The 20,576-nt window shown below is 55.2% G+C and carries 22 protein-coding genes and 1 tRNA gene; 16 read left to right on the plus strand and 7 right to left on the minus strand.

Going from position 1 to position 20,576, the window contains the following annotated elements; translation table 11 throughout:
* Position 1: 1 nt before the first annotated feature.
* On the minus strand, positions 2 to 2,002 hold the full coding sequence (locus B5E62_RS00080; RefSeq protein ID WP_087172752.1) for an NAD(P)/FAD-dependent oxidoreductase: 2,001 nt from the start codon (positions 2,000 to 2,002) through the stop codon (positions 2 to 4).
* 262 nt (positions 2,003 to 2,264) lie between these two features.
* Here B5E62_RS00080 and B5E62_RS00085 point away from each other — a divergent pair, with 262 nt between their 5' ends.
* The 4 genes from B5E62_RS00085 to B5E62_RS00100 all read left to right on the plus strand — a co-directional run bounded on the left by B5E62_RS00085 (position 2,265) and on the right by B5E62_RS00100 (position 5,314).
* Positions 2,265 to 3,050, plus strand: a complete 786-nt coding sequence (locus tag B5E62_RS00085) for a shikimate kinase (RefSeq protein ID WP_087172753.1) — start codon at positions 2,265 to 2,267, stop codon at positions 3,048 to 3,050.
* The gene (locus B5E62_RS00090; protein WP_087172754.1) at positions 3,050 to 3,559 is read left to right on the plus strand and encodes a YqeG family HAD IIIA-type phosphatase; all 510 of its coding nucleotides are present in this window, start codon (positions 3,050 to 3,052) and stop codon (positions 3,557 to 3,559) included. Before B5E62_RS00085 ends, B5E62_RS00090 begins: the two co-directional genes overlap by 1 nt.
* A gap of 84 nt (positions 3,560 to 3,643) precedes the next feature.
* Positions 3,644 to 4,201, plus strand: a complete 558-nt coding sequence (efp, locus tag B5E62_RS00095) for an elongation factor P (protein ID WP_033125844.1) — start codon at positions 3,644 to 3,646, stop codon at positions 4,199 to 4,201.
* 186 nt (positions 4,202 to 4,387) lie between these two features.
* Positions 4,388 to 5,314: a DUF5688 family protein gene (locus B5E62_RS00100; RefSeq protein WP_087172755.1), complete on the plus strand. Its 927-nt coding sequence runs from the start codon at positions 4,388 to 4,390 to the stop codon at positions 5,312 to 5,314.
* 96 nt (positions 5,315 to 5,410) lie between these two features.
* Here the strand turns inward: B5E62_RS00100 and B5E62_RS00105 are convergent.
* A tRNA-Arg gene (locus tag B5E62_RS00105) sits at positions 5,411 to 5,482 on the minus strand.
* Positions 5,483 to 5,637: 155 nt separating this feature from the next.
* Here B5E62_RS00105 and B5E62_RS00110 point away from each other — a divergent pair.
* From B5E62_RS00110 to B5E62_RS00120, 3 genes are all read left to right on the plus strand, one after another.
* Positions 5,638 to 6,288, plus strand: a complete 651-nt coding sequence (locus tag B5E62_RS00110; RefSeq protein ID WP_087172756.1) for a hypothetical protein — start codon at positions 5,638 to 5,640, stop codon at positions 6,286 to 6,288.
* Between the two features lie 62 nt (positions 6,289 to 6,350).
* A complete protein-coding gene (locus tag B5E62_RS00115) occupies positions 6,351 to 7,058 on the plus strand; it encodes an AzlC family ABC transporter permease (protein ID WP_087172757.1) in 708 nt (235 codons plus the stop codon).
* A complete protein-coding gene (locus tag B5E62_RS00120; protein ID WP_087172758.1) occupies positions 7,049 to 7,381 on the plus strand; it encodes a branched-chain amino acid transporter permease in 333 nt (110 codons plus the stop codon). Before B5E62_RS00115 ends, B5E62_RS00120 begins: the two co-directional genes overlap by 10 nt.
* Before the next feature lie 24 nt (positions 7,382 to 7,405).
* Here B5E62_RS00120 and B5E62_RS00125 read toward each other — a convergent pair whose 3' ends face one another.
* The 4 genes from B5E62_RS00125 to B5E62_RS00140 form a co-directional block, all read right to left on the minus strand.
* Positions 7,406 to 8,236: a hypothetical protein gene (locus tag B5E62_RS00125; RefSeq protein WP_087172759.1), complete on the minus strand. Its 831-nt coding sequence runs from the start codon at positions 8,234 to 8,236 to the stop codon at positions 7,406 to 7,408.
* Positions 8,230 to 8,931, minus strand: a complete 702-nt coding sequence (locus B5E62_RS00130; protein ID WP_087172760.1) for an ABC transporter ATP-binding protein — start codon at positions 8,929 to 8,931, stop codon at positions 8,230 to 8,232. The genes B5E62_RS00125 and B5E62_RS00130 overlap by 7 nt, the downstream gene beginning before the upstream one ends.
* A 2-nt stretch (positions 8,932 to 8,933) precedes the next feature.
* Entirely contained in the window at positions 8,934 to 9,302 is a 369-nt protein-coding gene (locus tag B5E62_RS00135; RefSeq protein ID WP_087172761.1) for a GntR family transcriptional regulator, read from the minus strand.
* A 107-nt stretch (positions 9,303 to 9,409) separates the two neighbouring features.
* Positions 9,410 to 10,306, minus strand: coding sequence for a deoxyribonuclease IV (locus B5E62_RS00140; RefSeq protein ID WP_087172762.1), 897 nt, complete (start codon positions 10,304 to 10,306; stop codon positions 9,410 to 9,412).
* Between the two features lie 213 nt (positions 10,307 to 10,519).
* Here B5E62_RS00140 and argS point away from each other — a divergent pair, with 213 nt between their 5' ends.
* Together argS and B5E62_RS00150 are read left to right on the plus strand one after the other, a co-directional pair.
* Positions 10,520 to 12,286, plus strand: coding sequence for an arginine--tRNA ligase (gene argS / locus B5E62_RS00145; RefSeq protein WP_087172763.1), 1,767 nt, complete (start codon positions 10,520 to 10,522; stop codon positions 12,284 to 12,286).
* A 10-nt stretch (positions 12,287 to 12,296) separates the two neighbouring features.
* Positions 12,297 to 13,487 (plus strand): alanyl-tRNA editing protein, encoded by a 1,191-nt coding sequence (locus B5E62_RS00150; protein ID WP_087172764.1) that lies wholly within the window; start codon positions 12,297 to 12,299, stop codon positions 13,485 to 13,487.
* A gap of 60 nt (positions 13,488 to 13,547) precedes the next feature.
* On the opposite strand, the gene B5E62_RS00155 is transcribed toward B5E62_RS00150, so the two are convergent.
* Entirely contained in the window at positions 13,548 to 14,039 is a 492-nt protein-coding gene (locus B5E62_RS00155; protein WP_087172765.1) for a prolyl-tRNA synthetase associated domain-containing protein, read from the minus strand.
* Between the two features lie 180 nt (positions 14,040 to 14,219).
* Here B5E62_RS00155 and B5E62_RS00160 point away from each other — a divergent pair, with 180 nt between their 5' ends.
* The 7 genes from B5E62_RS00160 (at position 14,220) to B5E62_RS00190 (ending at position 20,575) form a co-directional block, all read left to right on the plus strand.
* A complete protein-coding gene (locus B5E62_RS00160) occupies positions 14,220 to 15,173 on the plus strand; it encodes a CPBP family intramembrane glutamic endopeptidase (RefSeq protein WP_087172766.1) in 954 nt (317 codons plus the stop codon).
* A 174-nt stretch (positions 15,174 to 15,347) separates the two neighbouring features.
* Entirely contained in the window at positions 15,348 to 16,457 is a 1,110-nt protein-coding gene (locus B5E62_RS00165; protein ID WP_191383982.1) for a C40 family peptidase, read from the plus strand.
* A gap of 216 nt (positions 16,458 to 16,673) precedes the next feature.
* Positions 16,674 to 17,786 (plus strand): C40 family peptidase, encoded by a 1,113-nt coding sequence (locus B5E62_RS00170; protein WP_076778019.1) that lies wholly within the window; start codon positions 16,674 to 16,676, stop codon positions 17,784 to 17,786.
* Positions 17,787 to 17,970: 184 nt separating this feature from the next.
* Positions 17,971 to 18,321, plus strand: a complete 351-nt coding sequence (locus B5E62_RS00175; RefSeq protein ID WP_087172767.1) for an ATP-binding cassette domain-containing protein — start codon at positions 17,971 to 17,973, stop codon at positions 18,319 to 18,321.
* Between the two features lie 31 nt (positions 18,322 to 18,352).
* Entirely contained in the window at positions 18,353 to 18,844 is a 492-nt protein-coding gene (locus tag B5E62_RS00180) for a LytTR family DNA-binding domain-containing protein (RefSeq protein WP_162610233.1), read from the plus strand.
* 21 nt (positions 18,845 to 18,865) lie between these two features.
* The gene (locus tag B5E62_RS00185; RefSeq protein WP_087172769.1) at positions 18,866 to 19,591 is read left to right on the plus strand and encodes a hypothetical protein; all 726 of its coding nucleotides are present in this window, start codon (positions 18,866 to 18,868) and stop codon (positions 19,589 to 19,591) included.
* Between the two features lie 150 nt (positions 19,592 to 19,741).
* Positions 19,742 to 20,575, plus strand: a complete 834-nt coding sequence (locus B5E62_RS00190) for an ABC transporter ATP-binding protein (protein WP_087172770.1) — start codon at positions 19,742 to 19,744, stop codon at positions 20,573 to 20,575.
* Position 20,576: the final 1 nt, after the last annotated feature.

The following is a 20,576-nucleotide window of genomic DNA, read 5'->3' on the forward strand; positions in this document are numbered from 1 at the left end:
TCTACAGGTATCCCAGTCTGTCTAATGTGGCAAGCACCATGTGGCGGCCTGCGTCGGTTCCGTCTATGATGCGGCGTGCCCGCACGGAGTCACCGATGTTGAGGATCTCTGTGTCTTCACCCTCGAAGCCTTCCACAATGTCGTTCCAGAGGGGCGCGTGAGCCTTCATGCCCAGGCATACAAAGCCGTAGTCGAATGGCAGCTCCTCCTCCTGGCCGTCGCGTTTCACCGTGAAGGAGTGGGGGTTGACTTTCAGCAGAGCTGTGTTCACAAGCTGTGTCACGCTGTGCTTTTTCATGCACTCCTTCATGCTGGAAGTGGTGGAGGCATCCAGCCCCTTGCCGATGACGGGCATCATTTCGATAATGGTTGTCTCTGCGCCTCTGGGGGCGAAGAATTCTACCACGTCAAGACCTACCGCGCCGCCGCCGATGACGATGACCTTCTTGCCGTTCATGTCTTTGTCAAAGGCCGGGATGTCATCCATCAGATCCTTGATGCCGTACACGCCTGTATCCTCTTTGCCCAGATTTTCATGAAGTCCTTCGATGGGCGGAAGAAGCGGTACAGAGCCGGTAGCGTTTACAACCAGGTCCGGGCTGTAGGGTCTGATCATATCCACAGTCACGTCCACACCTGTCTTGATAGTCAGGTTTTCCAGGCTCTCTGCCCGGTGCTTCAGGTATGTCGGGAAATCTGCCAGACGTTTCTTGGCCGGAATTCTGGAGATTTCCACGGAAAGTCCGCCTACATGATCCTGCTTTTCCAGAAGTGTGACATGGCAGCCCACCTCAGCAGCTGTGCAGGCAGCTTCCAGTCCGGCTGTACCGGCGCCCACAACAACGACATTGCAGGGTTTGTTCACTTTCTGTTTTTTGTAGGCCTCTCCGTTGATAAGATCCGGGTTCACGGTACAGCGCAGCGGCTTGTTGCCTCCGATACGGTTGCCCACGCAGCCGATGTTGCAGGAGATACATTTGCGGATGTCTTCCACGTTGCCGTATCTTGCCTTGTTGCACCAGTCAGGATCTGCGATCAGGCCGCGGCCCATGCCGATCAGGTCTGCGTCGCCCCTTGCCAGGATGTCCTCTGCCACCTGGGGGTTGCGGATGTTTCCAATGGCAATGGTAGGCTTGTGGAATTTATCCCGGACAGCCTTTGCCATGTAGGAGCGCCATCCGTCCTCTAAATAGTTGGCGTCGATCTGGTACTGGATGGAAGGGTTCAGGGCAGAGGAGGTGTCGAACATGTCCACACCGTCATTTAAAAACTCCAGGTACTCCAGGCAGTCCTCCACTGTGTTTCCGCCCTCTACCAGCTCGTCCACGCTCAGACGAAGGGAGATCGGCACTCTCGGACCAACGGCCGCGCGGACTTCGTCGATGACCATGCGGCAGAAGCGTGCGCGGTTCTCGGCACAGCCGCCGAACTCGTCTGTACGGTTGTTCATGGTAGGTGAGAGGAACTGGCTGATCAGGTAGGAGTGTCCGGCGTGGATCTCCACCATGTCAAAGCCTGCGTTTACCGCGCGGCGCGCAGCAGCGCCGTAATCCTTTGCAATGCTCTCAAGCTCTTCTCTTGTCAGCGGGCGTGGCTCTTCGCCGCCTTCTTTGGAAGGAAGATTGGAGGCGGAGACAGGCTGCATGCCGATCCTTGAGGACATGGCAGAAGCGCCGGCGTGGTTCAGCTGTACGCCCATGCAGGCGCCGTATCTGTGACAGGCCTCTGTCAGATTGAAGAGACGGGGAATGTAGCAGTCCTTGTCAATGCGCAGCTGTGTGGTTCCGTTGGAGCCCTCCGGATATTTCACGCACACATTTTCCACGATGATGAGCCCCGTGCCGCCTCTTGCGCGCAGCTCATAGTATTTGATGTGCTCATCACTCAGCTCTCCTGTATGCCCGGCAAAGTCGCTTCCCATGGGCATCATGACAACACGGTTCGGGAGTGTCATACCGTTGATCGTGAGGGGGCTGAAGATGTGTTTGAAGTTGTTCTTCATTTGATTTACCTCCGTTAATGTAGTTTTTCAGATAAGCAGAACTTCGCTATAACAACAGTATAAAACATTGTTAAAGATAAAACAAATTCATGTTTTTGCGGCTGACGATAGAATATATCTATGGTTTTCGGAAAAGGGCTGCAGGAAAGGGGAGAGCCACTGATTTTTCACTCATTCTCATTGAAAATCCGCATATGTTTTGATATAATATGAAAATGTATTTTCGGAAGACATATCATAGACATAATAGGAGAGAAAAGCGATGAACGATTTGGAGATGTACCGTGAACAGCTTGCGCTGTGTGACGACAAGATTATTGACGCGCTGGTAGAGAGGAACGCCATAGTGGAGAAGATCATGGCGTACAAAGAAGAGTACGGTATGCCGATCCTCCAGCCCCAGCAGGAGGCAAAGCAGGCGGCGCGCCTGAAGGAAAAGCTTGGAGACAACAAATACAGAGAAGAGATATACGATGTTTTCCGCCGGATCAACCGCAACAGCAAGCGCATCCAGGCAAGGAAGCTGTTTGACTATAATATCATCCTTATCGGATTTATGGGAGCCGGCAAGACGACCATCTCCGATTACCTGAGCACCATGTTTGCCATGAACATCGTGGAGATGGACCAGGTGATCGAGGAGCGGGAGGAGATGAGCATCCAGGATATTTTCGCTACATACGGAGAGGAGTACTTCCGCGAGCTGGAGACAGGTCTGCTGGTCGAGATGCAGTCCAGGAAGAACACGGTCATCTCCTGCGGAGGCGGCGTGGCCATGCGGGAGAGAAATGTGGCTGAGATGAAGAAGAACGGCCGGGTCGTGCTCCTGACCGCAAGTCCTGAGACTATTTACGAGAGAGTGAAGGACAGCAACAGCCGCCCTGTCCTCAATGGAAGAAAGAATGTGCAGGGGATTTCAGAGCTGATGGAGCAGCGCCGGGAGAAGTATGAGGCGGCTGCGGACATCGTGGTGAACACAGACGGAAAGACTGTGCTCCAGGTCTGCGAGGAGATGATCCAGAAGCTGACGGAGATGGAAGGAAAGTGATGTTTGAGCGATTTTTTCCCGACAGATATGTGGCTTCCACATATATAATAGATTACGAAAAGCTGTATGAGGAGGGCGTGCGGGGCCTGATCTTTGACATCGACAACACCCTGGTCCCCCACGGAGCCCCTGCTGACGAGCGTGCGGTGAGGCTCTTTGCAAGACTGAAGGATATCGGCTTCCGGTGCTGCCTTATCTCCAACAACCAGGAGAAGCGGGTGAAGACCTTCAACGAGCCCATCCGGGTGGACTATGTCTACAATGCCCACAAGCCCTCTGTGAAAAACTACATCAAGGCCATGGAGATCATGGGCACAGACCGGGAGAGCACGGTCTTTATCGGGGACCAGCTCTTTACCGACGTGTGGGGGGCAAAGAGGGCAGGCATCCCCAATATCCTCGTAAAGCCCATTCATCCCAGGGAGGAGATCCAGATCGTGCTGAAGCGCTATCTGGAGAAAATCGTGCTCTATTTTTACAGAAAGAGCCTGAATGGAAAAAAAGGTTGAAAAAAGCCCCAGAGTATTATAAAATGGAACAAGTGAAAAAGAACGACATGTACTATCTGAAGGTACAGTTTAAGGAGGATCATAATGGTTTCAGCAGGAGATTTTAAAAACGGATTAACCGTGGAGATTGAGGGAAATATCTATCAGATCCTTGATTTCCAGCATGTAAAACCCGGAAAGGGTGCGGCTTTTGTCCGTACTAAATTAAAAAACATCATCAACGGCGGTGTTGTGGAGAAGACCTTCCGCCCAACAGAGAAGTTTGAGACAGCCCATATCGACAGAAAGGATATGCAGTATCTGTACTCAGACGGAGACCTCTACAACTTCATGGATATGGAGACATTTGACCAGCTGGCTGTCAATGCGGACGTTGTGGGTGACTCCCTCAAATTCGTAAAGGAGAACGACACAGTAAAGGTCATCTCCCACGAGGGCAATGTATTTGCCATTGAGCCGCCTATCACGGTCGAGCTCCGTGTGACAGAGACAGAGCCGGGCGTGAAGGGAGATACAGCTACAGGAGCTACAAAGCCGGCTATCGTGGAGACAGGCGCGCAGATCATGGTTCCGCTCTTTGTAAACCAGGACGATGTGCTGAAGATCGACACACGTACAGGCGAGTATCTGTCCAGAGTTTAGTATGCAGTTTGAAAAGTAAAAGAATGATGAAAAGGCCTTGCATTTTATGCAGGGCTTTTTTATAATATAAGTCACCATAATATTCATTCCGGCAAAGCCGGGTCGTACCATTTTTGAGTGTCTGTCTTCAGATCAGCCTTTTTCCAGGCAGCGTTTCACAAAAAAACATGCAGAGAAAGGAGCAGTATGTCATATGAACAGTTTATAGAGCAGATGGAGGCGGAGCTTAAGGGCCGTCTTGGCGCAGGCAGGACCCTCTATGTCAGGGAGGCGACGAAAAACAATGGGAAGGAGAGAAAAGGGGTCGTGTTCTGCGAACCCGGAGTCAATGTGTCACCAACCATTTACCTGGAGGAGTACTACGAGAGATACCGGCAGGGCTGTTCCCTCGAGCAGGTGGCAGACCAGATCATGAGCCTCTACAGTCATGTGCGGATGCAGCACTCCTGGGAGGGGGAGTTCGTGACAAAGTATGTCAATGTGAGGCCCAGGCTGATCTATCAGCTCATCAGCAGGGAGAGGAACAGAGAGCTGCTTCTGCAGGTGCCCCACTTCCCCTGTCTGGACCTGGCCATTGTCTTCCATGTGCTGGTGGACATGAAGGAGGAGGACAGGATTGCCACCATGCTTGTCAGAAACGAACATTTGAAGTGGTGGAAGGTCACCAGGGAGGAAATATACCGTGAGGCCTGTGCCAATACACAGAAGCTCCTTCCGGAGCGGTTCACCACCCTTTACGCCCTTCTTGCCGGGAGCGGGGAGGAGCCGGGCGCGCTGGAGGAAGGACCGGAGGAGCCGGGGGGAAGCATGTACGTCCTCAGCAACTGTATCCGGAATTTCGGAGCCGCGGCTGTCCTGTATCGGAATGTCCTGAAAAATATAGGGAAATACCTGGAGGAGGACTTTTACGTGCTCCCCAGCAGCGTCCATGAGGTGATCATCGTTCCGGACAGCAGCGCTCCCTCCTGGCAGGAGACTGCCACGATCGTAAAGGAGATAAATGAGACACAGGTGAGAGAGGAGGAGGTCCTCTCGGATGTTCCCTATCACTACAGGAGAGAGGAGGACAGGCTGGCCATGCCCCCCTGGGCGGCAGACAGCCCGGAGAGCTGAAGGAGGATCATGTGGGGGCGCGTGCAAGCACCGCGGTCACCATCCGGGTGTATCGCACAAAAAAAGAGGAACAGCCGTTGAAGCTGTTCCTCTTTACGTCTCTGACCAGAGTCGAACTGGCGCACCTGCCTCCGGAGGGCAGTGCTCTATCCACTGAGCTACAGAGACAAGTAGTATAATAGCATAACCAGCCTGGAAATTCAAGGGGTAAATTTTAAAAAACTGCCCGGCGGGCTGCCTTGACTTTTTAAATATTTGCGAGTATCATTTGTAGTGCCCCTTGTCTGCCGGCGCCTGATGATCACATTGTAATGGAGGTTGTCATGAAAGAAAACAGAAAAAAAGGCAGTCAGGGCGCGGGGAGCAGAAGACGCATGACAGGGATTGCTGTCTGTGTGCTGCTGGCCGTGACCGCGGTGGCTGCCGGAGCCGTTTACAGAGGGGAAAAAGCTGCCAGGGACAGAGAGGAACAGACCGTACCTGTCCAGAGTGAAGACGTGCAGACAGAGAACAAAGGATGGCGGGAGGCGGAGAGTAATCCGCTCAGGGAGGAGACAGACTCCGAGATCACGGAGGCAGTCCGGAGATACTACGAAGAGAGGACTGCGCAGAGCCCGTTTGCGGAAGGGTATGAAAATCTGAAGACCTACACGAAGCGGGGAAAGTACAAGGACACATATCTGGCGTTTGTCCGCTATGATATGAAGATAAAGGATATCTACACCATGGCTCCCGGATTGGAGATCCTCTATATAGAGCCGGATGAAGAGACAGGAGAGCTCTGTGTGGAGGAGGAGCTGCCGGATGAAGGGACCCGGGATGCAGCGCAGCTTCTGGCATCTCAGGAGGATGCCGGGCAGCTGATGGCGGAGGTGCAGGCGGCCTACGACCAGGCCGTGGCGTCAGACGCCATCCTGGCGGAGGCCCTGGCTGACCTGGAGGCGGCCTCGGCAGGGCAGCAGAGTGGGGAGTAAGGCGGGACGGCCAATGGCCGGACCGGATAAGATACGAGAAAGATAAAAAGGACGCAGGAAGTATGACAGGATACAGACATGCATTTCGGAAGGCGTTCCCGTATACGATACCTGTAATGACGGGGTATCTGTTTATCGGGATCGCCTTCGGCGTGATGTACGCGGAGAAAGGGTATAATTTTTTGTGGGCCATGCTGATGAGCCTTCTGGTGTACGCAGGCTCGGGACAATATCTGGCAGTGAATTTTTTCGTGCCGGGTATTTCTTTTGTCCAGGTCATTTTTATGACGCTGATGGTGAATGTAAGACATATTTTTTATGGGATATCCCTGCTGGACAGATTTCATTCCATGGGGAAGAAGCGATGGTACATGATATTCGGACTGACAGACGAGACCTACTCTCTTCTGTGTACCACAAAGGTGCCGCCTGATGTGGAGGAGGAGAAATTCCTCTTTGCCATCTCCATCATGGACCAGTCCTACTGGGTCATCGGCTCGGTCATCGGCTCCCTGGCGGGAACACTTATCCCCTTCAGCTCGGAGGGGATAGACTTTGCCATGACGGCTCTGTTCGTGGTGATATTTGTAGAGCAGTGGATGGATAAAAAGAACAGGGTGCCGGAAGTGACCGGGGTGGCGGCGGCGTTTGTCTGCCTGCAGATATTCGGGGCGGACAGCTTTGTCCTTCCCTCTATGCTGCTCATTGTGCTCGTCCTCTTTGTGGGGCGCACACGCCTTGAGGGAGAGGAGGCGAAGGTATGCCGTTGAGTGTGGGAATGTCGCTGCTCATCATCCTTGCGGTGGCCCTGACCACCTTTGCGACAAGAGTGGTCCCCTTCCTCATCTTTCCCAGGGGGAAGGAGATACCGGATGTGGTCCAGTATCTGGGAAGGGTGCTGACGCCGGCTGTCATCGGCATGCTGGTGGTCTACTGCCTGAAAACAACGCCGGTGCTCTCGGCCCCCTATGGGATACCGGAAGCAGCGGCGGTGCTGGTCACGGCCGCGCTCCATGTCTGGAAGAGGAACAACCTCCTCAGCATCGGAGCCGGCACAGTGCTGTATATGTTTCTTGTGCAGGCGGTCTTTTAAAGGGCCGCCTGCCATTCTTTTGCTTTATGAGAGATTGATCTTCTTCCGCATGACAAAGTAGGACAGGAGGTAGAGGATGACTGTCAGGCAGAGGGACAGGACAAGGCTCAGGTTCATGATGTCCATGAGATAGCCTGCCAGGTCAATGGACTCGGCAGCTGTGCTCGCGGCGCTGGAGTTGATGGCAATGCTGTTGCTCAGGATGCCCTGCACGCCCATGGCCACTGTGGCCGCGATGGAGGTGATGGTGGTGATCACAAAGTAGGAGACCACAGCGCCCAGCACCTTGTGGCTGTTAAAGAGCTGCCCCAGGACGACCGATGCCTCTATGACGATCACATTGCCAAAGGCGCTCACAACAACGAGGAGCAGCATGTAGAGCAGGAAGAGGTTGAAGTCTCCCTGGCCCTGGAAGCCCAGCAGGCGGATGAACTCATCCCAGTGTTCGCTTAAGGGCACCGTGATGACGGGGACAGCCATCAGGATGTAGGCGCACAGGTAGATGAGCAGCATGTCGATGAAGCTCCAGATGCTCCCGGCAATGGTCTTGGACAGGAGGTGCATCCCCCTTGTCACCGGGAGGGTGTTGGTCAGATACCCCTCGTCTGAGAACAGATTTTTGTAAAATCTCACGGCGATGACAATGCAGGTCCCAAAGGAGACACCGGCAAACAGGATGATGTAGATCACAAAGGTCAGTGTCAGGAGGAACTCGTTGATCTCATCTGCCTCAAAATCAATCCTTCCCGTCAGGAAAACGCGCCCGAACACGGTGGCGACCACCAGGAAAATATGGATGATGAGCAGGAATTTTGTGATGGATCTTAAGTCGTATTTAATAAGTTTTCCTAGCATCTGAACACCTCCCTGAATAAAGCGTCTACAGATTTGCCCTGGTCCATCCGGATCTCGTCCACTGTCTGGTTCAGCACGAGCTGCCCCTGCCTGAGGAAGAGCACCCGGTCGAGGATGTTCTCAATGTCCGTGATGAGATGGGTGGACAAGAGGATGGTGGCATCCTCGCTGTAGTTCGTGAGGATGGTGCGCAGGATGTAATCTCTTGCGGCGGGGTCCACGCCTCCGATGGGTTCGTCCAGGATGTACAGGCGGGCGTCCCGGCTCATGACAAGAGCCAGCTGTACCTTCTCCTTTGTGCCCTTGGACAGAGTGCGCATCCTGGCGTTCACGTCGATCTCCAGGTCCGTCATCATGTGGTAGGCTCTGTCCGTCACGAAGTTCTCGTAAAAATCCGCAAAATAGGAGATGATATCTCTGATCTTCATGGACGGGTCCAGATAGCTGCGCTCCGGAAGATAGGAGACAAGCTTCTTTGTCTCTACCCCGGGTGCCATGCCGTCCACCAGGACCACGCCCTCCGTGGGGATGAGCAGGTCGTTGACGAGCTTGATCAGCGTGCTCTTTCCGCTGCCGTTTGGTCCCAGGAGCCCTACGATCTGACCGGGGGCCAGTGCCAGATTCAGATTGGTGAGGGCGTAGCACATGTTGTTATACTTTTTGGAAAGCCCCTTACATTCTAATATCGGCTTCATACTCAGTGTTCCTCCTTTACTGCTTCCTCGATGAGAGAGAGCGTCTCTTCGTCCCGGAAGCCTAGACTTCTCATTTTCTCAAAGAACTCCGCGATATGGCGGGAAGCCTGTTCTTTTTTCATTTCCTTTAGCATCTGTTCATCCTCCGTGATAAAACGTCCGCTGGTCCGCTGGGCATATACAAGACCGCTCCGCTCCAGCTCGGAGAGAGCCTTCTGCATCGTGTTGGGATTTACCGCGGCCTCCACCGCCAGGTCCCGCACGGAGGGAAGCTTGTCACCGGGCTTGTATATTCCGGCTATGATGTCCTGCTGGATCCGTTCCATAAGCTGCAGGTAGATGGGGCGGTCATTATCTAAGTCCCATGGCATGTGATCACCTCGCTTTTCTTGTGACATGTATGGCTGTAAAAAATAAAATGTATTATCTATATAGTACAATAATACATTTGGAGGAAAAAGTCAAGAAAAAAGCCGGACTAAAAGCCGGCAATTTTTTTTAGAAGTTCCGGGTCAAAGGAGCCCTGCCGGAGCATCTCGATCTCATATTTGTAGGGAGCGAAGGATTTCTTCGGCTGGGTGGGGGAGGGGACGTAGGGGGTCTCCAGTATCTTCGGCACATCCTCAAAATCCGGGTGGTGTACAATGTAGTTCAGCGCCTCAAAGCCAATCTGTCCGAAGCCGATATTGGCGTGCCTGTCCTTGGCGGCGCCGGCCGGATTTTTGCTGTCGTTGATGTGGAAGACGGCAATCTGGTCCTTCCCGATGAGGTGGTCAAACTCCTCCATCACGCCGTCGAAATCGTGGATGATATCGTAGCCGCTGTCGCTGGTGTGGCAGGTGTCAAAGCAGACCCTCAGCTTGTCGCTGCAGGTGACACCGTCGTAGATGCGGGCCAGCTCCTCGAAGCTGCGGCCGATCTCAGAGCCCTTTCCGGCCATGGTCTCCAGGGCGATGCACACCGGGGTGTCCGGTGTCAGGATGTGGTTCAGGCCCCGGATGATCTGGCCGATGCCTGCGTCCACCCCGGCTCCCACATGCGCCCCGGGGTGCAGGATGAGGACCCGGCTCCTGCAGGCGGCGGCCCGCTCCAGCTCCAGGGCCAGGAACCGCTCTGCCAGTTCATAGGTCTCAGGCTTGACCGTGTTCGCCAGATTGATGATGTAGGGAGCGTGGACGACGATATCATCGATCCCATGTTCCTCCATGTACTCCCAGGCGGGCCCTATGTTCAGCTCACTGATCTCTTTTCTTCTCGTGTTCTGGGGAGCGCCGGTGTAGAACATGAATGTGTCCGCCCCGTAGGAGACAGCCTCCTTCGCGGAGCCCAGGAGCATGTCCTTCCCGCTCATTCCCACATGAGAACCTATTTTCATATTGTGATCCCTCGTTTCTGAAAAGTCTGTTGTCAGCCCGTTTTGCGTCCGGGTCTGGCAATGAGGGTAGCACACCCGGGCGGAAAATGCAAGAAAGAAAAAAGTGCATAATATGGAAAAGAGGATGTTGAGAGAAAAGCCCGATCATGGTAGACTTATATAATAGTGTCAGGATGCAGAGGGCATCCCGGCCGCAGGAATGGAGGAAAAAGAATGAAACAGCTGATAGATATGATCACGGAAGAGATGGAAGAGGCGTTTGAGGCGGCGGGGTATGACCGCTCCTACGCCAAGGTCACCCTGTCCAACAGGCCGGACCTGTGCGAGTACCAGTGCAACGGCGCCATGGCGGGAGCGAGGGCCTACAAAAAAGCTCCCTTTATGATCGCCCAGGACGTGGTATCCCAGGTGAGGGGGGGAGGCTGCATCCTGTCTGTGGAGGTAGTGAAGCCCGGCTTCATCAATATCAAACTGGACGATAAATATATAGCAGGCTATCTGAATGAGATGGGGGAGGACAGAAAGCTGGGAGTGGAGGAGAGCAGCACACCCCAGACGATCCTCATCGACTACGGCGGACCCAATGTGGCCAAGCCTCTCCATGTGGGACATCTCCGCTCCGCCATCATCGGGGAGAGCATTAAGCGTATCTGCCGGCTCATGGGACACAAGGTGCTGGGGGACATCCACATGGGAGACTGGGGCTACCAGATGGGCCTCATCATCACAGAGCTGAGGAAGCGCCAGCCGGAACTCCCCTACTTTGACGACTCCTATGAGGGAGAGTATCCCGAGGAGGCACCCTTTACCATCGGGGAGCTGGAGGAGATCTACCCCACAGCCAGCGCCTACGCAAAAGAGCATGAGGACTACCGGGAGGAAGCATTGCATGCGACCTATCTCCTGCAGAACGGGCACAGGGGATACACGGCTGTGTGGAAGCATATCATGGCGGTGTCTGTGGCGGACCTGAAGAAGAACTACAGCAATCTGAACGTGGAATTTGACCTCTGGAAGGGAGAGGCCGACGCCCAGCCCTACATCCCGGATATGATCGAGAGGCTGAAAAAAGAAGGGTTCGCCCGGGTGGACCAGGGGGCTCTCGTCATCGACGTGAAGCGTGAGGATGACACAAAGGAAATCCCGCCCTGCATGATACAGAAGTCAGACGGAGCTTCCCTCTACGGCACCACGGACCTTGCCACCTTAGTACAGAGAGAGAAGGACTATCATCCGGACCAGGTCATCTACGTGGTGGACAAAAGACAGGAGCTCCACTTTACGCAGGTGTTCCGGGCTGCCAAGAAGACAGGCATCGTGCCGGAGGAGACAAGACTGAGGTTCCTGGGCTTTGGCACCATGAACGGCAAGGACGGAAAGCCCTTCAAGACAAGGGAGGGAGGCGTTATGCGCCTGGAGAGCCTGATCGCGGAGATCGACGAGGAGATGTACCGCAAGATCACGGACAACCGGACCGTGGGAGAGGAGGAAGCAAAGGAGACGGCGAAGACCGTGGGACTTTCTGCCATCAAGTACGGCGACCTCTCCAACCAGGCGGCCAAGGACTATGTCTTTGACGTGGACAGGTTCACCTCCTTTGAGGGAAATACAGGTCCCTACATCCTCTACACCATCGTGCGCATCAAGTCCATCCTGGCCAAATATACAGAGGCAGGCGGGGCGCTTGAGGGACTTGCCATCGCGGGAGCCCACGGGGATGAGGAGAAGGCCCTCATGCTGGAGGCGGCCAAGTACAACGGCATGATGGAGACAGCCTTTGAGGAGCTGGCGCCCCACAAGGTATGCGCCTACATCTATGAGCTGGCCAACGCCTTCAACCGGTTCTACCACGAGACGAAGATCCTGGCAGAGGAGGATAAGGAAGTGCAGAAGAGCTACATCGCCCTTCTCGTGCTGACAAAGAGGATACTGGAGAGCTGTATCGACGTGCTCGGCTTCGAGGCGCCGGAGAGGATGTAGGTGTCGGGAAATGACTGGAAAACTGTTTTACGAGGACAGCCACATGAAGGAATTTGAAGCCCGGGTCCTCTCCTGCGAGGCCTGCGAGGAGGGAGGCGGCTTCTGGACCGTGCTGGACCAGACCTGCTTTTTCCCGGAGGGGGGCGGCCAGTATGCGGACACCGGATACCTGGGAGAGACAAAGGTGGTGGATGCCCGGGAGAGGGACGGCATTGTGTACCACAGGACAGAAGCTCCCCTGGAGCCGGGGAAACTGGTCCGGGGCCGGATCGACTGGGAGGAGCGCTTTGAGAAGATGCAGCAGCACACCGGGGAGCACATCGTCTCCGGCCTCGTCCACAGCCGCTTTGGATACAACAACGTGGGCTTTCACCTGGGCAGCGACTACTGCACCATGGATTTTGACGGCCCCATTTCCCCGGAGGAGCTCCGGGAGATCGAGTGGGAGGCCAACCGGGCGGTGGCCCTGGACCTGGAGGTCATTGTGCAGTATCCCTCAAAGGAGGAGCTGGGGCACATGGAGTACCGGAGCAAGATAGAGATAGAGGGACAGGTCCGTATCGTGAGCGTGCCCGGCTATGACGTGTGCGCCTGCTGTGCGCCCCATGTGGACCGGACGGGTGAGATCGGGCTCATCAAGCTGGTGAACCGGATGAACTATAAGGGCGGCGAGCGCATCACCATGCTCTGCGGCTTCCGTGCCCTTCGCGATTACGATTCCAAGCTGACGGCCGCCAGGGAGATAGGAGCTCTCCTGTGTGAGAAGGAGGACCAGATCGCGGGGGCAGTGAGAAGGCAGAAGGAGGAGCTGGAAAAGCAGAAGTATGAGAATGGAAGGCTCATGCATCAGCTCCTTGTTTTCCGGGCAAAGGAAATTCCTGTTGAGGGATCGATGACCGCGGTTTTTACTGACGACATCAGGGGCGATGTGCCGAGGGAGCTGATGAACCTCCTGCTGGAGAGGGGGGCTTTTATCTGCGGCGTATTTGCGGCGGCCGGGGACGGAGGATGGCGGTATGTGATCGGCAGCAGGCAGGCGGACGTGCGGCCGCTCGGGAAGGCCCTGAACAGCCGGTTTGAAGGCAGGGGCGGAGGAAAGCCGGGCATGGTCCAGGGGACCCTGACAGGCAGCGAGGCGGATATCCGCGCGGCGGCAGAGGGATTTATAAAAGGATCCGGGACAGAAAAGGGAACGGAATAGAAAAGAGACAGGAGTATCTCCCCGAGAGGGGCTCCTGTCTCTCTTTCTGTCAGGATGGCTTTACAGCCTGATCTTGATCACGTCCACATCCAGGTCCCAGAGGAACTTGTCCAGGTCCTTGAAGGACAGGAAGACAGTGGCTGTGTTCTCCAGGGGATGGATGCCCAGGCTCTTGCAGCGGCTCAGATCCTTGTCGATGAAGAATTCTACCGCGTGGTCCGTGTCGTTCATCAGTCCGAAGGGGGATACGCTTCCCTGTTTCAGCCCCAGATATTTTTCCAGGCGCTCCTCAGAGGCAAAGCTTAAGTTGCCGGCCCCGAGCGTGCGGCTCAGTGCCTTCAGGTCCACCTTTTTCTTTTCATCGCAGGTGACAAGGAAGTGACGTTTTCCCTTGGCGTCCCGCAGGAACAGGTTCTTGCACAGAGTCCCCTTCTGAGGCAGGCCGAGACGGTCCATGTCCTCCATCGTGTGGACGGGCTCGTGCTCGACCACTTCATATTTAATGCCCAGCCTGTTCAGGGCATCGTAAACGCGCTGTTTCTGATCTTCCATGATAAATCAAGCTCCTTTCGTGGGGTGTTTCTATTATTATAGGGCGAAACCGGGAGAAATGAAAGAGTTTATAGTTTTTTAATTGCAACTTTTCTGTTTCGGAAGTAGAATATAGAAGAATTTTGAGGTCCTGCCGGAAGGCGGGGCGTACAATGATCCAGAAAGCGAGGCTTATGATATATGAGTAATCCGTGGGAAGATCCAAACCAGGAGCAGAGAGCAGGCGGCGAACCCCACAAAATGCCCCAGGGCATGCCGACGGGGCCGGTGATGCCCCCTGTCAGGAAGGGTATCTGGTACGCCTGGACCCCCCTGATCATCAAATACCTCATCAGTATCTGCGTCAGCATGGCGGCTGTGATGGGGTACACATTTATCTATATTTCACGCCACTATGAAGAGACGGTGGGAGCCATGCAGGACCAGCAGGATATGCTGGACCTCTCTGTCTCCATCTCGGAGAGGATGCTGCAGTACACCACTCAGCTGGAGGGGATCACAGCCCTCATCGTCATCCCTGTCATTTTGTATATGTTCCACAGGGACAGGAAAAATGAGCGGCTGGCGGGCGTGATACCCAACCGGAAGGCGCCCCTGTGGAAGTACGGGGCCGTGGCCGGGATAGCGGCAGCACTGTGCGTGGGGCTGAACGATCTGATCCTGATATCAGGTATTTCCAGCTACAGCGCCAGCTACCAGCAGACCTCCGACTCTCTCTACAGTGCTCCCTTCGGAATGCAGCTCCTCTGTCTGGGAGTCCTGGTCCCCATTTCGGAGGAGCTAGTCTTCCGGGGGATGATGTTCAAACGGCTGAGAGAGCAGTCCGGATTTATGCACGCGGCCATCTTCTCCAGCGTGGTGTTCGCCCTCCTCCATGGGAATATGGTACAGATGCTGTACGCCTTTGCCACGGGCATGATGCTCAGCTATGTCTATGAAAAATATGGCTCCGTGAAGGCGCCGGCCACGGCCCATGTGGTGATGAACCTCATCTCTGTCACGGCCACCCGGTTCGGCCTTTTTGGATGGCTGATGGAGGACAGACTGCGCATCAGTGTTGTAACGGTGCTGTGCGGGGCCCTTGCGGCTGCCATGTTTGTCCTGATCCAGAGGATTGATGAGCGGCCGCTGTGATAACGCCGGGTTTGTAAAAATGTGTACAGAATGTGACGAAAGTGTGAAAATGTTACAAAAATATTAAAAAATATTGCGAAACGGTGACTGGTCCAGTATAATAGAGGCTGTTGAAGACAGAAATGAAGGCAGGATAGCCATAGCAAAATGACCGGAAAGGACGATGCAATAACGATGAGGAGATATGGGAGAGTGTTTCTCGCTGCGGTCCTGGCCAGCTCCGTGGCCGTGACACCCGTACTGGCAGCGCCGGACACAGAGGAACTTGAGAGCAGTAAAGCAGCGGCCCAGAGTGAGGCGGATTCGCTGCAGGAGCAGCTTACAGAGCTCCTCAATAAAGCGGGGGAGCTTGAGGAGGAGATGATCGCCACCGGCGAGAAGATCATACAGGCGCAGGACGACCTGGAGGCTGCCCAGCAGAAGGCGGAGGAGCAGTACGCATCCATGAAGGTGCGCATCCAGTACATGTATGAGAACGGACAGTCCACTGCCATAGAGACGCTCCTGTCCGCTACGGATTTTTCGGATTTTATCAACAAGGCGGAGTATATATCCAATGTACATACCTATGACAGGAAGCAGCTCCAGGCTCTGGAGGAAACAGAGAATGAGATCAAGGAGCTGAAGGACACGCTGGAGGAGGAGCAGGCCAAGCAGGAGTCCATGCAGGCCGAGTACGAGGCCCAGGAGACAGAGCTGAACGCGACTCTCGAGGCGAAGAAGGCTGAGGTAGCCGACTATGACCAGCAGATCCAGGCGGCAGCCGAGGCGGCGGCAGCGGAGGCAGCCCAGCGGGCGGCGGAAAGCCAGAGCTCACAGACTGACAGTGCCGTCTCTTCGACAGGAAGCGGCGGCTCCGGAGGCAGTTCTACAGGGACCTCGAGCGGAAGTGGAACGTCCGGCTCCACCGGTTCATCCGGAAGTTCATCCGGCAGTACCTCCAGTGGAAATACATCGACTGCCCAGGCGATCGTAAACGCGGCTTACAGTCAGCTGGGAGTTCCCTACGTGTACGGCGGCTCCACGGCAGGTGTGGAGTTTGACTGCTCCGGACTTGTCCAGTACTGCCATGCGGTGGCAGGCATTTCTCTTCCCAGGACCTCCCAGGCACAGGGAGGCTGCGGCGTGGCGGTCAGCGATCCCCAGCCGGGAGACATTGTGTGCTACGGAACTCATGTAGGTATCTACATAGGGAACGGTCAGATGATCCATGCGCCCAAGCCGGGGGATGTGGTCAAGATCGCCAGCGTGTACGGGTCGCCCTGGTACAGAAGATGCTGGTAGGGACCTGCGGGGAAAGCAGGAGATATGGAAAAAGGACAGTGCTCTGTCGCCGCTGCGGCGACAGGGCGCTTTTTTCTGTCAATGCGGACAAATTTCCTTCTGCGAATTTTCGGAAATTGTTGAAATAAATGAAAAGATGTAGTAACATGTAATTTGAATAAGTGGAAACTGAATTCATAAGAGTATAAATAATTTACAACAGACAGGTGGGAGAATATGAAGAGAAAAATCGCACAGGCTTTTATCACGGCAGCGCTGATCAGCTCCATGGCAGTCAGCCCCGTCTTCGCTACGCCCTCTGTGGAGGACCTGCAGAATGACAAGGCGGCGGCAGAGGACGAGGTGGTTTCGCTCCAGTCAGAGCTGACAGGCATCCTGGACAAGATCAGCACGCTGGAGGCAGACCTGCAGAAAAAGCAGGAGGAGATCGACCAGGCGAACATAGACCTGGAGGAGGCTATTGTCCAGCAGGACCAGCAGTACGAGGATATGAAAAAGCGTATCCAGTACATGTACGAGTCCGGAAGCGGAAATGAACTGGAGCTGCTCCTGTCGGCGGAAAGCTTTTCCGATCTGGTGAACAAGGCCGAGTACATAAAAAATGTGCATACATATGACAAAGAAAAGCAGGAGGAGTACATAGCTACAACGAAGAAGATAGAGAAGCTCTCCGAGAGCCTCCAGGAGGAGGCGGAGAGCATGACGCAGATGCAGAGCCAGCTGGAGGAGGACAAGACTTCCCTGGGCACCATGATCGAGGGAAAGCAGTCCGAGATTGCCCAGCTGGACGCGGACATCCAGGAGGCGGTGGCGGCCCAGCAGGCGGCGGAAGAGGCCCGCAGGCAGCAGGAGGCGGCAGCGGCAGCAGCCGCAGCCCAGGACACCGCACCCAGCCAGCCGTCTAACGGCGGCTCCGGCGGGGGCAGCTCCAGCGGAGGCAGCGGTTCCGGAGGCGGCAGCAGCACGGTGGTACCTCCCCAGGGGAGGGACGGATGGGCGGTAGTGGCCTATGCGAGACAGTTCCTGGGCAATCCCTATGAGTATGGCGGCAACAGTCTGACCAATGGCATCGACTGCTCCGGATTTACCCAGCAGATCTATGCGGCTTTTGGAGTCAGCCTCGGCAGGACGGACACAGCCCAGGCATCGGCGGGAGTGGAAATCCCTCTCTCCCAGGCTCAGGCGGGAGACCTGGTTGTCTACTATGGACATGTGGGTATCTACAATGGAAGCGGCGGCCTGATACATGCGTCGTCGCCGTCGGTGGGGATCATCGAGTCTCCGAGCTGCACGTATCGTCAGATACGCTGCGTGAGGAGAGTTCTCTGATCCTTGGTGGACAGACAGAGGGTCTGCGCTTTGTGGCGCAGGCTCTTTTTTCGCCCTTCATCCGAAGGAGTTCCGGCCATGCTTCCTCCCCGTATATTGCATTCTGCGTCTTCATCCAGCACAATGGAGGAGTATTTTGACTGTTGCGGAAAATGGCAAGAGTGATGACAAAGGAGAACAGACTATGGAAGAGCTTTTGAGGGAGGTTTTATCCGGCAGCCGGATGCTCCACTTTGAGGGGACCAAAAAGGACGAGGCACCTCTGGTGGAGGCGGCGGGCCGGGGCGCGGGATATGTGGAAGATGAGGGAGCCCTGTATGAAAAGATGACAGTGAGGAAATATCTGAAGTTTTTCGCGGGGCTGTCCGGCACGGAGAAGAGGGTGCGCTCCGCGGTGGAGCAGATGCATCTTTCGGAGCTGCTCGGGAAAAGGCTGAGCTCCTGCACGGAGGGGCAGAAGAAGCGGGTGCGTATCGCGCGGGAGATCGTCAGGGGGGGCAGAGGATTACTTTATCCTGAACCCCATCGCCTTTGAGGAGGAGTCAAAGAAGGTCATCCTCGGCTGGGTGGAGAGCTTCTGCGAGCGGGAGGGGCGGCTCATAACACTCTCCTGGTCCCACCGGGACACCTGCATCTGCCCCGGGGACCACTATGAGATTGCCCGGGACGGTGTGCGGTGCATTGACCAGGGGGAGAGCACACAGGACAGCCCGGAGCTTCCCCAGGTGAGCAAGATCTCTGTCTCCTACAATGAAAAGAATTTCCTTTTTAATCCGGAGGAGATCGACTACGTGGAGGCGAACGACGGAAAGGTTTTTGTGTATGTGAGGAGGGAGCAGTATGCAGGGGACTTCAGGATGAGTGACCTGGAGGAAAAGCTGGCTAGGTTCGGCTTCTTCCGGTGCCACCGCTCCTACATCGTGAACATGCAGAAGGTGGTGGAGCTGGTGAAGCGGACGAGGAATTCCTACTCCCTGCGCCTGGCGGGGTATGAGAAGACAGATGTTCCCCTGTCCAAGGGAAAGATACAGGAGCTTCGGAGCATGTATGAGTTTTAGAGGTAAGGGAGGAAAACAGCTATGAAGAAAATGTGGACGCTGCTGAAAAAAGATATCTGGACATCCTTTACGGACAAGACGATCCTCTTGATGGTCCTGACGCCGGCCATCCTGGCCCTCATCTTCCGGGTGGTGTACTTTGATCCCTGGATGCTGCTCCTGACCATGGCTCTTTTTAACATCGTGCTGGTGCCGCTGACAGATTATCCCCTTCTTCTTGTGGAGGAGAAGGAGAGAGATACCCTGTCCCTTCTGTCCCGGTCCGGCGTGTCGCTGGCCTACTTTGCGCTGTCCAAGGCAGGGGCCTGTCTTGTGGTGGGAGAGCTCATGGCTGTGGTGGTGTTTCTGATCGCGGGGGCGGATATGTCGCTCCTGCCGGAGTACCTGCTGGTCCATCTGGCCGGGGTGACGGCCCTTCTGCCCTGGGGCTTCCTGACCGGTGTGTACGCGAAGGACCAGAACAGCGTAAATGTGTACGCGGCCGTCAGTGTGGTGGCTGTCTATGTGGCTCCGGTCTTTTCCTACTGGAACGTGGCATTTGGAAGGCTGGCAGAGTTCCTGCCCACCGGCATCCTGGGCGTGGTCCTGAAGAAGCTGCAGCCCATGGAGGGCTTTATGGATGTGTCCCTGGTCTGGGGAGGGGCCGTGTGCGCGGTCTGGTTCCTGGCAGGAATCGCTTCCCTCTTTGTGATCCGGAAAAAGAGACCTTTTTTCCCCACCCTGGAGGCCGGGACGCGTCAGAGATAAGAAATAAAAAAGTGACTTTTGGAGGTGAGGCATTGCAGGTCTCACCCCTTTTTTTGCTCCGTTCATCCTCTGACAGGCTCCATTTACCGGGAAAATAAGGTGAAAATCCAGAGAAACGGTAAGATAGGAGCTGTAAGGAGGACGAAAGCCATGACAAACATCGTAAAAGCAGATCAACTGACAAAGACCTTTGGAAATGTAAAGGCGCTGGATCACTGTGATCTGGAGATCAAAAAAGGAGAGATATTCGGATATCTGGGACCCTCCGGCGCGGGAAAGACAACCACTATCAAGCTCCTCACCGGGCAGCTCCACAGCGACAGCGGGGAGGTGACGGTACTGGGGAAGGACCCGTTTTCTCCGGATATAAAAAAGAAAATAGGCATTATGAGCGACATGAGCGGCCTGTATGAGAAGATGACGGTCTATGAGAACCTGGACCTGTTTGCGGATATTTACGGGATCAGGGACAAAAAGGAAAAAATACGGAGGACGCTGGAGGCGGTGGAGCTCCTGGACGCCGCCAAAAAGAAGGTGGAGAAGCTCTCCAGGGGCATGAAGCAGAGGCTGGTCTTCGCAAGGACCATCCTCCACGATCCGGGCCTTCTCTTTCTGGATGAGCCCACGGCCAACCTTGACCCGGCCACGGCGGACGAGATACGGGATCTCATAAGAAGGCTGAACCGGGAGGGGGCCACCGTCTTTCTCACCACCCACAACATGGAGGAGGCGGATGAGCTCTGTCACAGAGTGGCCCTTCTGAACAAGGGGAGCATCGTGGAGAGCGGCTCGCCGGAGGAGCTGAAGCTGAAATACTCACACAAAAGGGTGGTCATCACCACGAAGGAGGGGAAAAGGGAAGTGCCCCTTGAAAGAGAAGCCCTGCTGGAGTCTCTGGGGCAGGCCGGAGAGGTCCTCATAATCCACTCCGAGGAGCCCAGTCTCCGGGACGTATTTCTTACACTGACAAAGGAGGAGCAATAGC

It is taken from the genome of Lachnoclostridium sp. An118, assembly GCF_002160985.1.
GTDB lineage: Bacteria > Bacillota > Clostridia > Lachnospirales > Lachnospiraceae > Claveliimonas > Claveliimonas stercoravium.

Coding starts and splice junctions, on each gene's coding strand:
- B5E62_RS00110 (WP_087172756.1), top strand. CDS start 5,638: ATGAAAGAAAACAGAAAAAAAGGCAGTCAGGGCGCGGGGAGCAGAAGA.
- B5E62_RS00185 (WP_087172769.1), top strand. CDS start 18,866: ATGAAGAAAATGTGGACGCTGCTGAAAAAAGATATCTGGACATCCTTT.
- B5E62_RS00170 (WP_076778019.1), top strand. CDS start 16,674: ATGAAGAGAAAAATCGCACAGGCTTTTATCACGGCAGCGCTGATCAGC.
- B5E62_RS00140 (WP_087172762.1), bottom strand. CDS start 10,306: ATGAAAATAGGTTCTCATGTGGGAATGAGCGGGAAGGACATGCTCCTG.
- B5E62_RS00080 (WP_087172752.1), bottom strand. CDS start 2,002: ATGAAGAACAACTTCAAACACATCTTCAGCCCCCTCACGATCAACGGT.
- B5E62_RS00120 (WP_087172758.1), top strand. CDS start 7,049: ATGCCGTTGAGTGTGGGAATGTCGCTGCTCATCATCCTTGCGGTGGCC.
- B5E62_RS00160 (WP_087172766.1), top strand. CDS start 14,220: ATGAGTAATCCGTGGGAAGATCCAAACCAGGAGCAGAGAGCAGGCGGC.
- B5E62_RS00135 (WP_087172761.1), bottom strand. CDS start 9,302: ATGCCATGGGACTTAGATAATGACCGCCCCATCTACCTGCAGCTTATG.
- B5E62_RS00190 (WP_087172770.1), top strand. CDS start 19,742: ATGACAAACATCGTAAAAGCAGATCAACTGACAAAGACCTTTGGAAAT.
- B5E62_RS00100 (WP_087172755.1), top strand. CDS start 4,388: ATGTCATATGAACAGTTTATAGAGCAGATGGAGGCGGAGCTTAAGGGC.
- B5E62_RS00090 (WP_087172754.1), top strand. CDS start 3,050: ATGTTTGAGCGATTTTTTCCCGACAGATATGTGGCTTCCACATATATA.
- B5E62_RS00125 (WP_087172759.1), bottom strand. CDS start 8,236: ATGCTAGGAAAACTTATTAAATACGACTTAAGATCCATCACAAAATTC.
- B5E62_RS00150 (WP_087172764.1), top strand. CDS start 12,297: ATGACTGGAAAACTGTTTTACGAGGACAGCCACATGAAGGAATTTGAA.
- B5E62_RS00115 (WP_087172757.1), top strand. CDS start 6,351: ATGACAGGATACAGACATGCATTTCGGAAGGCGTTCCCGTATACGATA.
- efp (WP_033125844.1), top strand. CDS start 3,644: ATGGTTTCAGCAGGAGATTTTAAAAACGGATTAACCGTGGAGATTGAG.
- argS (WP_087172763.1), top strand. CDS start 10,520: ATGAAACAGCTGATAGATATGATCACGGAAGAGATGGAAGAGGCGTTT.
- B5E62_RS00175 (WP_087172767.1), top strand. CDS start 17,971: ATGGAAGAGCTTTTGAGGGAGGTTTTATCCGGCAGCCGGATGCTCCAC.
- B5E62_RS00085 (WP_087172753.1), top strand. CDS start 2,265: ATGAACGATTTGGAGATGTACCGTGAACAGCTTGCGCTGTGTGACGAC.
- B5E62_RS00155 (WP_087172765.1), bottom strand. CDS start 14,039: ATGGAAGATCAGAAACAGCGCGTTTACGATGCCCTGAACAGGCTGGGC.
- B5E62_RS00130 (WP_087172760.1), bottom strand. CDS start 8,931: ATGAAGCCGATATTAGAATGTAAGGGGCTTTCCAAAAAGTATAACAAC.
- B5E62_RS00165 (WP_191383982.1), top strand. CDS start 15,348: ATGAGGAGATATGGGAGAGTGTTTCTCGCTGCGGTCCTGGCCAGCTCC.